13 protein-coding genes and 1 pseudogene are annotated in these 13831 nt (G+C 56.7%); 4 read left to right on the plus strand and 10 right to left on the minus strand.

The window, feature by feature from the left end; genetic code table 11:
• Positions 1-149: pseudogene (locus tag NW870_RS08220) on the plus strand (RNA-guided endonuclease TnpB family protein); the annotation flags it as partial.
• 18 nt (positions 150-167) lie between these two features.
• Here the strand turns inward: NW870_RS08220 and NW870_RS08225 are convergent.
• The 3 genes from NW870_RS08225 to mgtE all read right to left on the minus strand — a co-directional run bounded on the left by NW870_RS08225 (position 168) and on the right by mgtE (position 2672).
• Positions 168-869, minus strand: coding sequence for an MgtC/SapB family protein (locus NW870_RS08225; RefSeq protein ID WP_414374796.1), 702 nt, complete (start codon positions 867-869; stop codon positions 168-170).
• Between the two features lie 27 nt (positions 870-896).
• Positions 897-1100 (minus strand): hypothetical protein, encoded by a 204-nt coding sequence (locus NW870_RS08230; protein WP_238376758.1) that lies wholly within the window; start codon positions 1098-1100, stop codon positions 897-899.
• A gap of 198 nt (positions 1101-1298) precedes the next feature.
• Complete coding sequence (gene mgtE / locus NW870_RS08235; RefSeq protein ID WP_414374798.1) at positions 1299-2672, minus strand: magnesium transporter; 1374 nt, start codon at positions 2670-2672, stop codon at positions 1299-1301.
• A gap of 914 nt (positions 2673-3586) precedes the next feature.
• On the opposite strand from mgtE, the gene wecB reads away from it, so the two are divergent.
• Positions 3587-4762 carry a non-hydrolyzing UDP-N-acetylglucosamine 2-epimerase gene (wecB, locus tag NW870_RS08240; RefSeq protein ID WP_414374800.1) on the plus strand — a complete coding sequence of 392 codons (1176 nt, stop codon included), beginning with the start codon at positions 3587-3589 and terminating at the stop codon, positions 4760-4762.
• Here the strand turns inward: wecB and NW870_RS08245 are convergent.
• From NW870_RS08245 to NW870_RS08260, 4 genes are all read right to left on the minus strand, one after another.
• Positions 4751-5014: a TMEM14 family protein gene (locus NW870_RS08245; RefSeq protein ID WP_414374802.1), complete on the minus strand. Its 264-nt coding sequence runs from the start codon at positions 5012-5014 to the stop codon at positions 4751-4753. The two genes, wecB and NW870_RS08245, sit on opposite strands and share 12 nt — an antisense overlap.
• 28 nt (positions 5015-5042) lie before the next feature.
• Positions 5043-5249, minus strand: a complete 207-nt coding sequence (locus tag NW870_RS08250; protein WP_414358077.1) for a hypothetical protein — start codon at positions 5247-5249, stop codon at positions 5043-5045.
• 323 nt (positions 5250-5572) lie between these two features.
• Entirely contained in the window at positions 5573-6379 is an 807-nt protein-coding gene (locus tag NW870_RS08255; RefSeq protein ID WP_414374804.1) for a PPC domain-containing protein, read from the minus strand.
• A gap of 167 nt (positions 6380-6546) precedes the next feature.
• Positions 6547-7839 carry an aminotransferase class I/II-fold pyridoxal phosphate-dependent enzyme gene (locus NW870_RS08260; protein ID WP_414374805.1) on the minus strand — a complete coding sequence of 431 codons (1293 nt, stop codon included), beginning with the start codon at positions 7837-7839 and terminating at the stop codon, positions 6547-6549.
• 896 nt (positions 7840-8735) lie between these two features.
• Here NW870_RS08260 and hpf point away from each other — a divergent pair.
• Positions 8736-9308 carry a ribosome hibernation-promoting factor, HPF/YfiA family gene (gene hpf / locus NW870_RS08265; protein WP_414374807.1) on the plus strand — a complete coding sequence of 191 codons (573 nt, stop codon included), beginning with the start codon at positions 8736-8738 and terminating at the stop codon, positions 9306-9308.
• 12 nt (positions 9309-9320) lie between these two features.
• Complete coding sequence (locus tag NW870_RS08270; RefSeq protein ID WP_414358068.1) at positions 9321-10061, plus strand: urease accessory protein UreF; 741 nt, start codon at positions 9321-9323, stop codon at positions 10059-10061.
• A 40-nt stretch (positions 10062-10101) separates the two neighbouring features.
• Here NW870_RS08270 and NW870_RS08275 read toward each other — a convergent pair whose 3' ends face one another.
• From NW870_RS08275 to NW870_RS08285, 3 genes are read right to left on the minus strand one after another with little or no spacing between them, the layout of a single operon-like run.
• The gene (locus NW870_RS08275; protein ID WP_414374809.1) at positions 10102-11412 is read right to left on the minus strand and encodes an RNA-guided endonuclease InsQ/TnpB family protein; all 1311 of its coding nucleotides are present in this window, start codon (positions 11410-11412) and stop codon (positions 10102-10104) included.
• 4 nt (positions 11413-11416) lie between these two features.
• Positions 11417-12283, minus strand: coding sequence for a DUF4351 domain-containing protein (locus tag NW870_RS08280; protein WP_414374811.1), 867 nt, complete (start codon positions 12281-12283; stop codon positions 11417-11419).
• A 20-nt stretch (positions 12284-12303) separates the two neighbouring features.
• A complete protein-coding gene (locus tag NW870_RS08285; RefSeq protein ID WP_414374812.1) occupies positions 12304-13764 on the minus strand; it encodes a TldD/PmbA family protein in 1461 nt (486 codons plus the stop codon).
• Positions 13765-13831: the final 67 nt, after the last annotated feature.

The raw sequence follows: 13831 nt of genomic DNA on the forward strand, positions 1-13831 counted from the left end.
GATGGGAAGGGGATGCGGATTTGAATGGTGCGAATGTGATTGCGCTTTTGGGGGCTGCTGTAAACCAGCCTAGAGGTCCGGGCCTGTTTTGTTCTCTGGTAGGGCAGAGCAGGCTCAGGGCTACTGAAAGCCCGCTCCGTACCGCTTAGCGGTCGGAGTCGGGTAGTTTACCCAAATTCCTGTTCGATGATCCGCCATCGGGCAGTGATCACACCTGGCTCTAGGCTGAGGCGGCTGACGACAAGTTCCAGGGCTTGGTCGTCGCGGGTCTGGGTGACCAGCTCTGCTTCGACTTTGACCAGATCGGGCTTGTCCTCCAGGTCTTCGCTGTAGAGGGCACGCAGTTTGAGATGGGTGGGAGCTATACCCTGCAGGAGCAAGGCGCGGATGTGGGCCTCTGCTTGGCTTTTGCAGACAAATGAACACTCATAGACCAGTTCCAGTTCTGTGCCCTTTAGGGGCTGCTGGTTGATGCGGTAGCCCAGCGGACGCAGCACAACGTTGGAGATCAACACAGCTGCGGCCCCAATGGCAGCTTGGGGAATGTACCCCGATCCGGCAAAGGCTCCCACCGCGGCTGCACACCAGATGGTGGCGGCAGTGTTCAGGCCACGGACGCTGGCTCCTTCCTTGAGGATCACGCCACCGGCCAAAAAGCCAATCCCCGATACCACTTGGGCCGCAATACGGGTCGGGCTGCTTTCATCAGGGGTGAGAACCGAGAGCATGACAAACAAAGCTGCACCCGTGGCCACCAGGGTATTGGTGCGCAAGCCGGCCATGCGCTGCCGCCACTGTCGCTCCAGGCCAATGAGGGATCCCAGGACAAAGGCAACGGCCAAACGCAAGGTGAAGTCAATCCAGGTCATGCTCCGGTTCTCGTGAAAGGATAAAGTTTAGCCATCCTCATCTGGGATCCCAAGGGCAGTGGCTTCCTGTTGCAAGGTTTGCCAGAGGGCTTCCAGTTGAGCAAAGGCGGATTCTGGGGCCAGCTTACCACCTGTTTCTAAAGCACAGGTTATGCCCACCCGATAGGCATACTGCTGCAGCCGTGACCGAAATTGAGCAGCAGCCAAGGGAGATAGAACTTTCAAGGTCATGGCACACCTCCTAAATGTTTGCTGTAACCCTTCGTTGGTCAAAGGACACCTCGTAAAAGTGCTCTGCGCCGCCGTCGCGATGGCCTTGTGGCGAGACTCTGAAAGGCTGATTTCTCAAGAAGGGCTGGATTATTCGTTCCTGGAACGCGCTTTGCCGGTGAGGTGCCCCCTGGATCTAGCGCCGGCGCAGCCCTAGAGCTACACTTCAACCCCGACTAGCCAAGCCACCAGGGTGAAATACACCCAGAGGCCGGTGAAGTCTTTAATGGTGGTGATAAAAGGATCCGCTCCCGGAGCGTGGTCAAAGCCCAGCTTTAACATCACCCAGGGCAAAATGGCGCCCAAGATAGCCCCCAAAGTGAGGACAATGGCCAGAGCCAAGCCCACCGCTAGACCCAATTGTGGGATCCCATTGGGTGCCCCCTGCCAGAAGTAGGCAATCACCCCAGCCGTGGCCCCCAGGATCACACCGATAATGCCACCAATGCTGGCTTCCCGCAGCAAATAGGGGAGAAACTGCCGCACGTTGATGTGGCCCCAAGCCAAGCCACGGGCAAAGATGGTCGTAGATTGGGTACCGACATTACCGCCCATATCCATGACCAAGGGGATGAAAATAGCCGCTGCCGTCACTGCTTGCAACACTTCCTCAAAGGTTTGGATCACTCCCCCCACCAACATGCCGCCAATCAAGGTGACGATTAAAAACGTGATGCGCAGGCGGACGGCATACCAACGGGCGCCTTTAACCAGGCGCTCGCTCCAAACCTTGTCTCGGCTGAGCAAGCTGCCCACCCCTGCTTGGGCCAGAGCGGCGTCGGTGGCTTCTTCTTCCACCAAGTTGATGACATCTTCAAAGGTGATATCTCCCACCAAGCGCCCTTCCGTATCCACCACCGGAATAGCCGGCAAGCCCGAATCCTTGAGCAAACGAGCTGCCTGGAGATCCCGGTCGGTAACCCGAGCAAAAGTATCCGATCCCTCAATCAGCTCCCGAATGGGCAAATCCGGATCTGCTTTCACGAGGCGCACGGTGCGAACCAAACCTTTGTAGAACCGCTGATCGTCCACCACAAAAATCACATCCAGCTCATCGTCTCCCAGTTGAGAGTCCCGCACGCTGGCCAGAGCAGCCCCGACGGTGATGGTATCCCGTACCGACAAGTAGCGCAGGTTCATCAGCCGACCGGCACTGCGCTCTGGATAACCCAGCAAGATATTCACTGCTTCCCGAGCTTCTGGGCTGAGGTTGGCAATGAGGCGCTTGGTTACTTTGGCCGGCAACTCCTCAAACAGACGCACCCGCTCATCCGGAGGTAAGGCTTCTACCAGCCGGATCACTTCTGGGCTTTCCATGCTGCGAATGAGATCGGCCTGCTCTTCGGGCCGCAGATACTCAAACACTGCAATGGCTTTGTCTTTTTCCAGCAAGCGGAAAGCCAAAACCCGCTGCCGAGGTGAAATCTCCATCAACTGCTGCACCAGCTCGGCAATGGGAGCGCGGTTGGCCTCTCGCTTGGCGGCTTCCAAGGAAGCAGGGGTTAGGAGATCGCGAAGAATGTTTTGCCGCATGATAAACCTCCGAACGTTGGGGTCAGCCGGGATGAAGAGAACCAGGAGGTCAACAGCCAACCGGTGCTCCGAGGCTCACAGGGAAGCCCTGAAACCCTTGGATGGCCGTGCAGCAAGCCGTAGGTCTAGCGCCAGGCCTCCAAGCCCAGCTTGGATCGCAAGCGCCCAAGCCGATAAAAGGGACTCCAAGGGATCCCCAGGCCTGCGGAAACCCCAAAACCCACAACGGGAAAGTCAAGGGGAATCCCCTCGGAATTACTCCTGATCTCCCCTTTTCTGAACAGGGCTGCACAAACCCATTGCTCAGGTAAGGCTCTGCTCAGCTCATCTGTTCGTCGCCGACTGAGAGAGCCACCCAAGTCAAAAGCTAGCCGGGAAAACTCTCCCACCCCTTCGCGTTGGCGAAACGGGATCCTCTCAAGCGACGACAGAAGCTGTCAGCGGGGAAAAGGAAGACACCAGTAAGAGCCCAATCTTCAAGAACGTGCTCCTCGAAGACCATCCACTGGTGGCTGGCGCTACAACTACCGGAAGCGTCCATGCTGCTGAACGTTTTCCTCCAAAAAGGTTAACCGAAACAACCCGGACAGCCAGAAGAGGATCTCTTCAGCTCCCTTTAGGCTAGTTGCAGGAGTGGGATCCCGTCAACCCTTTTTCTCCAGCTCATCCGGTGAAAAATTGGTGGGGCAGCTGGAGGGGTAAGATCGGGGTGAGCAGCAATAGCCCCCTTGTGGTTCCTCTCGTCTCGACATTGCCCTCAGCCTGACTCAGCAGAGTCCACACCCCGGTGGCTTGCGACCTTGAGCAACCCACACCCTTCGCCACCTCTGTTTTTTCAGTAGCCTTGCCCCAATGAGCTGCGCGGAGTGGGTCAGCTCTTCCCATCTTCTACAGGCGCCGATGTCTTTGAGCTTATGGCCTCCCTTCCCCTCATTGCCGTGATCTTGGGCACACGGCCCGAAGCCATTAAGCTGGCCCCGGTGATCCAAGCTCTGCGTGCCAGTCCCCATCTGCGCACCGAGCTGATCTTGACCGGACAACACCGGGAAATGGTGGATCAGGTGATGCGGCTATTCGGTCTGCAAGCGGATCGGGATCTGGCGATCATGCGCCCCCGCCAAAGCTTGACAGACATCACCGAAGCCACCTTGCGGGGCCTGGAACTCTACTTTCAAGAGCAACATCCTCAACTGGTTTTGGTGCAGGGAGATACCACCACCGCCTTCGCTGCCGCCTTGGCAGCTTTTTACCACCGGATCCCGGTTGGGCATGTGGAAGCCGGACTGCGCACCGATGATCTCTACAATCCTTTCCCCGAAGAGGCCAATCGCCGCCTGATCTCTCAGTTGGCCAGCCTGCACTTTGCCCCTACCCCCCAAGCCGTTGACAACCTGAAGCGAAGCCACGTGGTGGGATCCATCCATTGCACCGGCAACACCGTCATCGACGCCCTACTGCAGGTGGCCTCCCAAGGGATCCCCTGCCCCATTCCCGGGCTGGACTGGCAGCGCTACCGTGTCCTGTTGGTTACCGTGCACCGGCGGGAAAATTGGGGGGATCCCTTAACTGCCATCGGCAAGGCTCTGCTGCAGATTTTGGCCGAGTTTCCCGATACCGCCCTTCTTTTGCCCCTCCATCCCAACCCCTTGGTGCGGGATCCCCTGCAAGCCCTGTTGGGATCCCATGAGCGGGCCTTTCTCACCGAGCCTCTGGACTATCCCCTCTGGGTGAGTGCCATGCAGCGCTGTACCCTCATTCTCAGCGACTCCGGCGGCATTCAAGAAGAAGCCCCTGCCCTGGGCAAACCGGTGCTGGTGCTGAGGCAGACCACCGAACGTCCTGAAGCGATTGCCGCCGGCACCGCCCGCTTGGTGGGCACCCATCCCGAAGGGATCCTGAAGGCAGCCCGAGAATTGCTCACAGACCCGCAAGCTTATGCCCGCATGGCCCAAGCCCAAAACCCCTTTGGCGATGGCACCGCCGCCCGGCAGATTTGCCACATCATCGAGCGGTGGTTTAATCCGCAAAGCCGCTCTGAAAGACTACGCAACACTGGTCGCTTTAGCGGGACGGAGTCCCTACGAAGCTGAACTTTGCCCAGCATGGAGAGGAGAGAGCAAAGAGAAGAGATTTCTTCCTCTCACTCCTCCCTTCTCACTCCTCGCCCCTCGGTACTCAAAAGGCTGGTTGTGAAGGACTGCACTGCCAAGTTCAGTCAGTTCGAGACCCAGTACGTGCCCCCCGACCAGAGACTTGGAGCTTTTGCCCTTCACATAGCCGATTGCTCCGCCCACCAAAAGCAGTGCCCCGTAGACCAGCAAGGTGATTTGTGCGGTCAGCACGATGGGGAAAACCTTGTCCTCTCCGGGCTTAATCCACAAGGATATCGCGAATCAAGGGCAGGCGAATGCTGATGTAGCGGTTGAGAATCGAAGCATCGACACTGCTGAGGGCCTGTTTTTTTTGACAAGCGCTCAGAAGCAGATTCACCAAGTCATCGTCACGCTTTGTGAGCCAATCTGGCCTGCCAATCTCGCTGACCAAAGACCAAAACTGGCGTACCATTTCAGGAGTCATGGCATCCATTTTGTGGAGATAGGGGCTGAACTGCAAAAGAATGGTCTAGGCCATCGATCTGATTCTAGAAAAAAGACGTCATCCACGAGGACAATATTTCGGCTCCGTCACAACTTAGGATAAGATGTCACGCTTTCCCACAAAGCTCAGCAAGCAGTGCCCCTTCCGGCTTTGTGAGGATCTTAGGAGGGTAAACCGGCAACTCCTGACGTGTATCAACATTCATTAGGCGTTAAAAAACGATGATTCCTGTCAAAATCTCGACATCAGCACCAGAAGATCCGCAAGCCCCCTTATCCAAGCTTCCAGATAGGGAGCAGATGCTAGCGCAAGGTGTACTGTAACCCATAGGCTCCTTCCTCTCCCGGCTTATGGGTGTTGGCCCGCAGGGTGTAGGTGCCGGTGCGGGGTAGAAAGGCAATCATGAGAGCATCGGTTCCACCACCTTGGTCATCATCCCAAGCCATGACTTCTCCACTCGGATCCAGCAGTTGCAAGAAGGCATCCAAATCAGAGCTGGTCATGGAAGCGATTAGGATCTGGCCGGCGCGGGCGGCAATGGGGTATTCGTCCATCCAACTGCCATCCTCGGGGTGCTGAAGGGATCCCTCCTGCAGACGGCCCGATAGGCTTTGCTGCCAATCTATCTGGGTGAGGACATAGGTGAGCCGGTAGTTGCCGGTGGATTCGGGCTCAAAGCTGGTGGCCCGCAAGGTGTAGGTGCCTCCCTCCGGCAGACGCACCGCCAACAGGGCATTCACATCTGGGCCAGAGTCATCGTTAAAGCCGATCACCCGCCCTTGGCCGTCCACCAGCTCCAGGTAAGCATCAAAATCTTCGCTCTCTAGGGCCGCAATTAAAATCTGCCCCGGCTCAGCGGTGACGGGGATCCCATCCCAAAAGCTGCCGTACTGGCGGCTGACTTGATCTCCCACCTCCAGCGCTCCCGTCACGGTTTGGCTGCCTCTCCACAGAGCAGAACGGGTCAGCGCAGATCCCACCGGCAAGCCTCTCTCTTCCACCCGATCCAGCAGCCGACAGCCGCCGGCCAACCCCAATGCCACCAGAGCCAGAGTCAAACGGGATCCCCAACGGCGAGGAGATGCGCAAGAACGATACCAGCTCAACATCGGAAGGGATCCCTTTCTAAAGAATGGCAACTGTAGACTGATCCTACCCCCTGATTGATTGAGCGAAAAGTTGGTCAGAGGCGACAACTTCTGCCAACTTCGTGCTGAGTTTTGAGGTTGTTGGCTTGCCCCTTCCTTGCTGTTTCAGCCGAGAGCAAACTGTTGGCCTACAGGGTTTCCCAAGCTTGCAAGACGGCTTCTAGGGCCAGCCGCCCATGGTAGAGATGGGTTCCCCCCTGCAAGTAGACGGTGTAGGGATCCCGCATCGGCCCATCGGCAGACAGCTCGGCGCTGCTCCCGGCAATAAAGGTGCCTGCTGCCATCACCACCGGGTCTGCATAACCGGGCATCACCTCCGGAACTGGGGTGAGGTAGGAATCCACAGGAGAACTGTTTTGAATGGCGTGGCAAAAGGCCTGCAGCTTTTGCGGGGATCCCAATTGAATGGCCTGGATGATATCGGTGCGAGGAGCTTGAGGCAGAGGCGAGACCGGGTAGCCCAGATCAGAAAACACCTGCGCCGCCAGATGGGCGATCTTCACCGCTTCGGCCACCATCTGCGGGGCCAAGAACAGACCTTGAAACAGAAGGCGGTTGAGATCCAAAGTCGCCCCCCCTTCAGAACCAATGCCCGGAGCCGTCAGCCGACAGGCCGCTTGCTCCACCAGCTCTGCCCGCCCGGCCACATAGCCCCCTGCGGGAACAAGGGTGCCCCCCGGATTTTTGATCAGGGATCCGGCAATCAGATCTGCGCCCACATGGGTTGGCTCCTGGGTTTCCACAAATTCGCCGTAGCAATTGTCCACAAAAACCACAACTTCGGGGTTTTGCGCTTTGACCATTTGGATCATCTCGGCAATCTGGGCAATGGAAAAGCTGGGCCGCCAATCGTAGCCACAGGACCGCTGAATGTGAACCAAGCGGGTTTGCGGTCTGAGGGCGGTTTTCAGGGCCTGCCAATCGACAGTTCCCTCCCGCAAATCCAACTGGCGGTAACCGATGCCAAACTCCCGTAGGGATCCCCGCCCGGAACCCCGCAGACCGATGACCTCTTCAAGGGTGTCGTAAGGGGGGCCGGTAATCGCCAGCAGCTCATCCCCCGGACGCAGCACCCCAAACAAAGCACAGGCAATGGCATGGGTACCAGACACCATCTGCAGCCGCACCACTGCTGCCTCACAGCCCATAATCTGGGCAAACACCCGATCCAAAACCTGCCGCCCCTGGTCGTCGTGGCCATACCCCGACACCCCGGCAAAGTGATGGGATCCCACCCGCTGGTCGCGAAAGGCCCGCAGCACCCGCGCCAGGTTCTCTCTGAGGGTCTTCTCCACCGCCTGAAACTGCTCCTGTAGAGCCTCTTCTGCTCTGTCTAAAAGCTCTGCCGCCTTCAACGGGATCCCTCTGCCCACACCGTCTGCCTCACCTTTCGCACACCAAGGCGATTCCGAGAGTAGCATTTTAGCCACCCCCAAAAGAGCTGGTCTTTTCCCCCCAGCTTCCCAATAAGACTGCGCCGGCAGAACGGAGTTCCAACTTCTTATGTAGCTCTCCGAATAGAAACCTTACGGCATGGAACAGCGGACAACAGGCTTGCCAAAGCCAATACCAACAGCGACAATACCCCTCAAATTGAAAGCCCCATATTGATAAAAAGCTTAATTTATGTCAATATCCCTTCATTTTTCCTATCAAGCGCCATCCAATCGAGATTCTGCTAAGCTGTGGAGTAACACCAACATACGGTAAGCGGAGAACTGGAGCATTTGGATTGCCGAGTTATGGGCAGTCCGGCGTGGGTTTGGTTTCTCAAAAGCAGGTCAGAGTTAGAGACGTTGTTTAATCAACTTAAAATCCAGCTTGGAAAGCTTTTTAGTAGGCTGGATCTGTCTATGGGTTTGATGATAGATTTGTCTTTTGGGTTAACCCATTGACCTGGGAACTTGCAACTTAAGCTCGAAAGAACTTTTCCCAAAAGCACCCAATACGGCCAACTAGGAGTCTATGTCTTGCATAACAGGGATCCCGCTTATCCGCAAAACTCCCAAGATTTGGGAAAAATCAGGAGATTTGGGAAAAATCAGGAATTCAAGATCTCCTTAAACATTAAGAGAGCCTAAATTTATTCTTAACCTCTGGCAGAGATCCCAGAGAGAGATGTTAACTTAGACTTAACCCAAGAGGTTAGTGCCACTCCCAAAGCCGATCTGCTCACCCTTGATGACAGGGCTTCGTTTTTGCAAATTAAAGGGCTGAGGTCGCCCGTGAGCTGGGGTCGCTTTCGAAAGCCAGAGGGATCCCAGGTGGGGGTGAGGCGCTATCTCAGGTATAAACCGACATGACTGGGAGAGTCCTCATGACTAAGCTTGTGATCCAAGGGAAAAACGTCGAGATTACCGAGGCCATCCGCAGCTACGTTCAAGAAAAAATTGAGCGCGCTGTCAGTCATTTTGCCCAGATCACCAGTGAGGTTGATGTCAACCTATCGGTAGCCCGCAACCCCCGTATCAGTGCCAGCCAATCTGCCGAAGTGACCGTCTACGCCAATGGCACCGTGATCCGGGCGGAAGAAAGCAGCGAAAACCTCTATGCCAGCATCGACCGTGTGGCCGACAAGCTGGCCCGCAAGTTGCGCAAATACAAAGAACGGAACGGCATTCACCGCGTCCGCCACACCCCCAAAACCTCCGTGGCAGTGGCCCAGCAGCCCGCCACCGATCCGCTAAATACGGAACGGCAAGCGGAGTTACCGGCAGAGGTGGTGCGCACCAAGTACTTCGCCATGCCACCCATGACGGTTCAGGAAGCGTTGCACCAGTTGGAGCTAGTGGATCACGACTTCTACGTTTTCCGCAATATCGAAAATGGCGAGATCAACGTTATCTACGTCCGCAACCACGGTGGCTACGGCCTGATCCGCCCCCGCTAAAGCTTCGCGAAAATGCGTGGTGAATTTTCCCCCCGACTTGCTTCTCTAGGATCCAGCGGCGCTTTCTATCTGTTGCTACAACTTACCGATTCTGCTCTGCCGATTGGGGCCTATTCCCACTCCTGGGGCTTGGAAGCTGCCGTTCAAGCGGGGCAACTTCGGGATCGGGCCAGGGTGCAGCAATATCTGCTGGGGGTTTTACACATGGGCCTAGCCCCCACCGAGGGCAGAGCCTGTGCCTTGGCCCATCGTCTGTCCCGATTGGGAGCCGAGTCAGGAGTGGAGAAACTGCAGCAGCAACTGCAAGCAACCCGTTGGGCGGCAGAACCGCGCCAAGCCAGCTTGGATTTGGGCAAACGCCTAGCTCAACTGGCAGAACGCACCTGGGGAATCTCCGTCCCCAAAGCAGAGGGAGAGCCACTGCATCATTCCTTGGTGTTCGGCTGGATCTGCGCTCAGGCGGGCATTGGGCTGGAAGATACCCTGCGTGCCTTCTTGTTCTCCTCCCTCACCGGGTTGGTCTCGGCGGCAGTGCGCTTGGTGCCTTTGGGGCATACCGAGGGGCAAAGCCTGCTGGCCCAATTGTATGAGCCGATCGAGGCAGTGGTGCATCAGGAGATTCTGCCGGTCATGAAGCGAGCCGAAAGGCCAAACCTCTCCCTCGGCTGGCCGCCCCTAAGCAGCTTCACCCCTCTACAAGAACGGGATTGTCAAGCCCACCAACACCTCTATTCCCGCCTTTTTCAATCGTAAACTACCCACACTCATGCTGATGCAAAGCGCTCCGCGCCGCTCAAGCGAAAGAGTGCGGGCTTTCAGTAGCCCTGAGCTTGTTTCGCTCGGCAGAACAAAACAAGCCCGGACCTCCAGGCTGGTTTACGGCAGCCCCCAAGAGCGCAATTACGTTTGCACCATTCAAGTCCGCATCCCCTTCCCATCCACAGTGCCCACACTTAAACTGCTTCCCACTGCGGTAGGACTGTTCAGGGTCGGGATGGATGTGCAAACACCGGTGGCAGGTCTGCGACGTGTAGGCAGGCGGAACAAGAATCAGAGAAACCCCTGCAACCCTCGCCTTGTATTCCAGAAATTGACGTAGTTGGTAGAACGCCCAACTGTTGGCCCTGCGCCTTTCGGTTTTGCTGCGGGGTTGTTGATTGACCCTTTCCCGAATCCCTGTCAAGTCTTCCAGAGCAATAGCGCTGTTTGTGGCCTTTGCCCTAGAAACAATAGCTTTAGAGATGCGATGATTGACCCACGTTTTTGCTACGCAACGCTGACGCGACTGAAAGCGTCTCTCCTTACCAGACAGCCGTTGCAACAGTTCTCTGCATCTGCGCCGCGAACTGCGTGTGCCCTTACTGGCTTTGCGTTGGAGTACCGCCCTCAACCGGGAGTAGTGGTCTCGGACTCTGTTCAACTGCTGTCCATTCCAGTTGTCCCCCTCTGACGTATGGGCAATATCTGTCCTTCCCAAGTCCACGCCTACCACCTGAGCGGTGTTCTGCTGTTCCGGTAACTTTGCTTCCACGCAAATCTGGATGGAGTAGGAACCGTCTTTGCGCTTGACCAGAGTGGCCGTTCGCGTCAGCGGACCGGAGGTCTTTTTGGGATTGGAGCCTGCCAACTGTTCTCTCTGGTAATGACCAATCGCCAGCTCAAAGCGTTCTCGACCCTCCACCGTGGTGAGCGACACCGTCCAGTCTTTCTCGCGAAACGAAAAGATACGAGCGTCGTAGGTAGCGAAGCCACCCTTGTTCGCGTTAGCGTCGCGTAGCGACAACGCTTTGACCGGGCGGTTTTTCTGTTGTGCCACCTTGCGAGCAGACGCTACCCGTCTGCATATCTGTTGGTCGCGTAAGCGGGACGTAGTCCTTGCCAAATTACTGGACAAGCCGAAACGGGCACGGATTTCGTAGTAGCACAGGGATTGGAGTTTCAGTGGGTTGACGGCTTTCTCGGGTGTGTTTTGGTTGACCCAGTTCAAGGCTTGGCCGTTCGCGTTAGCGTCGCGTAGCGACAAAGCATCCAATGTCTCGTCCAATGTGGCGGCTTGCGACTGGGACACCTTGAGCTTGCAAGAAACGGTCAGGACTTGGGTCATAGCCTTATTGCATTTTACTCACATTCCTCCCGACCCTTGCCCTGTGGGCAGAGAGCAGGGCTCCTGCGGTTTCTAGCTGACGGGCCAGCCAGGCAGTTAAATCCTCCAAGCTGTTGAAGTCCAACAGAGCTTCCCCCAGCACCTCCAGTTGTGACGTTGACAAAGCCCAAATCTTATTCTCAAGGGCCGGGTCAAGGGATCCCAACTTCCGCCTGAGCAGCCGCAAAACCAGCGTTGCTTCCCCGTGTTGCAATCCCTGTTGTAATCCTTGTTGCAATCCTTGTTGTAGCCCTTGTTGCAGGCCCAGTTGTAGTCCTTCTCTGCGTCCTTCTTTGCGCCCTTCTTCCAGCCCCTCTCGCAGAGCTTCTGCCCGCCACTCTTGGTAGATCACCGATTCCCTCATATCCAAAGACCTCATGATTTGTCGAATCAAACCCCGATCCAATGCTAGTCCCGCCAAGACGGCTGTTGCGGCTGCCAATTCCCTTCTCTCACTGGGGTCTGCCAAGCTCTCTAGCTCACTGACCACCTCTCGCAAGGTTTCTGCTGGATCTTCCACCTGGCTTAGAACCCGAAACGGTAGCAGGGCTTGCCGATCCGCTCCGGCCCTCAAATCGCATTCCCACAGGCGGACAACATCAAACTCATGGCTCAGCCTCTCTAGACGAAAAGAGGTCTGGAAAACTCGCTCCGACCCCGTTTTGCGCAAGTCAATCGCGTTAGCGGTGCGGAGCACCTTGACCACCTGCTGCACCGATAGGTGAGGATACCTCCGATAGAGTCGGAGCCGAGCCACTTCTCCCATGAGCCAGCGGGCAAACTGCTCTGGGAAACGCTCGGCCAGATATTTGCAGACGTTGTCATAGGCCATGTCGAGGTGGATCCCTGGAATTAGCGACCGCCCACGGTAATGGAATCTACCTTGATGTGAGGCTGCCCGACGGTGACGTAAATGCTGCCACTTACAGAGCCACAGAACCCAGCTGCCAAGCTGAGGTCCTTAGAACACATGGAAATTTTGGTCAAGATGTCTTTGGCTTCTCCGATCAGAGTGGCTCCCTTGAGGGGCTTGGTAATTTTGCCGTTTTCGATGAGATAGGCTTCTTCGACGGCGAAGTTAAATTGCCCAGTGGGGCCGACGCTCCCTCCCCCCATACGCTTGCAGTAAATGCCTTTGTCGATAGAAGCAAAAAGATCGTCCAACTCTGCATCTCCAGGGGCGATGTAAGTGTTGCGCATACGGCTGGCAGGGGCAAAGGTGTAGTTCTGTCGGCGACCGCTGCCGGTGCGGGGGTGGCCGGTGCGCAGTGAGCCGGCCCGGTCGGCCAGGAAGTTCTTCAAAATGCCCTTTTCAATTAGCAAAGTGCGCTGGACCGGCATGCCCTCGTCATCCACATCCAGGCTGCCAAAGGCCCCTTCAGAGAGACCTTCGTCCCAGGCGGTGAGGTTTTTGTGGGCAATTTTCTGGCCTTTTTTGTCGGCAAAGGGAGTGGTTTTGCGCTCAATCTGGGTGGTTTCCAACAGATGCCCGCAGGCTTCGTGGAAGATAACGCCGCCAAAAGCGTTGGACATCACAATCGGGTAGGTGCCGGATTCCACGTAGTCGGCATAGAGCATCTGGCCGGCGGCTTCTGCCAGTTCCCGGCTATGGGCCTCCAGATCCCAACGGCGCAAAAAGTTGGGATCCCCCGTACCGCCGGAGCGTTGACTGACAGAGGCGCGATGGGATCCATCGGCACAGAGCAGCGTAGAGCTCACGGATTGGGTGAGGCGCACATCCCGCACAAAGGTGCCATCGCTGCAGGCCACCAGAATCTCTTGCCAATCGCGGAAATAGGTGGTGCGGCGGGACTGCACATGGCGGGCTTGGCGACCCAGTTGCTCGTTGGCTTTGAGCAGGATCTCCCCCATCTCCGCAATGGGGCTACATTCCTTCAACCAGCCATCTTTGCGGCGACGCTCGCCGTAGTCCTGCAGCATCTCCAGGTTGATGGCAGAAACCAGCGCTGTGGGGCCGGGAGGGGTGAGGCCCATCAGCGAAAGGCCCTTCTCCAGAGCAGCCTTGAGACCGGCAAAGGACAGATCGTTGGTGCTGACGTAGCAGTCGGCCAAGCCGCGAAACACCCGCACGCCGGCCCCGGTGGAGAGCCGTGGGGTGATGCTGGTGATGGCGTCATCTTCGGCCAGGCAACTGATGGAATTGCCCCGTTCTAGGAAAATCTCCACCAATTCCGCACCAGCAGCCCGACCCCAACCCAACAAGGCAGAGAGGGGATCCCGCCAATCCTCGTCGAAGCGCTGTAGAGTATGACGGTAGTTCAGGTTGGGCAGTTCTTTGGACAAAAGCAGCATGGCAGGCTCAGGGAGTAGAGACGAGCTAAGGCCGGCGCAAGTTTTCGTTTTCTCAGTTTAACAAGGA

It is taken from the genome of Synechococcus sp. R50.1 (assembly GCF_047462115.1).
In the GTDB taxonomy this organism is placed as follows: Bacteria; Cyanobacteriota; Cyanobacteriia; order Thermostichales; family Thermostichaceae; genus Thermostichus.

Coding starts and splice junctions, on each gene's coding strand:
- NW870_RS08225 (WP_414374796.1), bottom strand. CDS start 869: ATGACCTGGATTGACTTCACCTTGCGTTTGGCCGTTGCCTTTGTCCTG.
- NW870_RS08230 (WP_238376758.1), bottom strand. CDS start 1,100: ATGACCTTGAAAGTTCTATCTCCCTTGGCTGCTGCTCAATTTCGGTCA.
- mgtE (WP_414374798.1), bottom strand. CDS start 2,672: ATGCGGCAAAACATTCTTCGCGATCTCCTAACCCCTGCTTCCTTGGAA.
- wecB (WP_414374800.1), top strand. CDS start 3,587: ATGGCCTCCCTTCCCCTCATTGCCGTGATCTTGGGCACACGGCCCGAA.
- NW870_RS08250 (WP_414358077.1), bottom strand. CDS start 5,249: ATGACTCCTGAAATGGTACGCCAGTTTTGGTCTTTGGTCAGCGAGATT.
- NW870_RS08255 (WP_414374804.1), bottom strand. CDS start 6,379: ATGTTGAGCTGGTATCGTTCTTGCGCATCTCCTCGCCGTTGGGGATCC.
- NW870_RS08260 (WP_414374805.1), bottom strand. CDS start 7,839: ATGCTACTCTCGGAATCGCCTTGGTGTGCGAAAGGTGAGGCAGACGGT.
- hpf (WP_414374807.1), top strand. CDS start 8,736: ATGACTAAGCTTGTGATCCAAGGGAAAAACGTCGAGATTACCGAGGCC.
- NW870_RS08270 (WP_414358068.1), top strand. CDS start 9,321: ATGCGTGGTGAATTTTCCCCCCGACTTGCTTCTCTAGGATCCAGCGGC.
- NW870_RS08275 (WP_414374809.1), bottom strand. CDS start 11,412: ATGACCCAAGTCCTGACCGTTTCTTGCAAGCTCAAGGTGTCCCAGTCG.
- NW870_RS08280 (WP_414374811.1), bottom strand. CDS start 12,283: ATGGCCTATGACAACGTCTGCAAATATCTGGCCGAGCGTTTCCCAGAG.
- NW870_RS08285 (WP_414374812.1), bottom strand. CDS start 13,764: ATGCTGCTTTTGTCCAAAGAACTGCCCAACCTGAACTACCGTCATACT.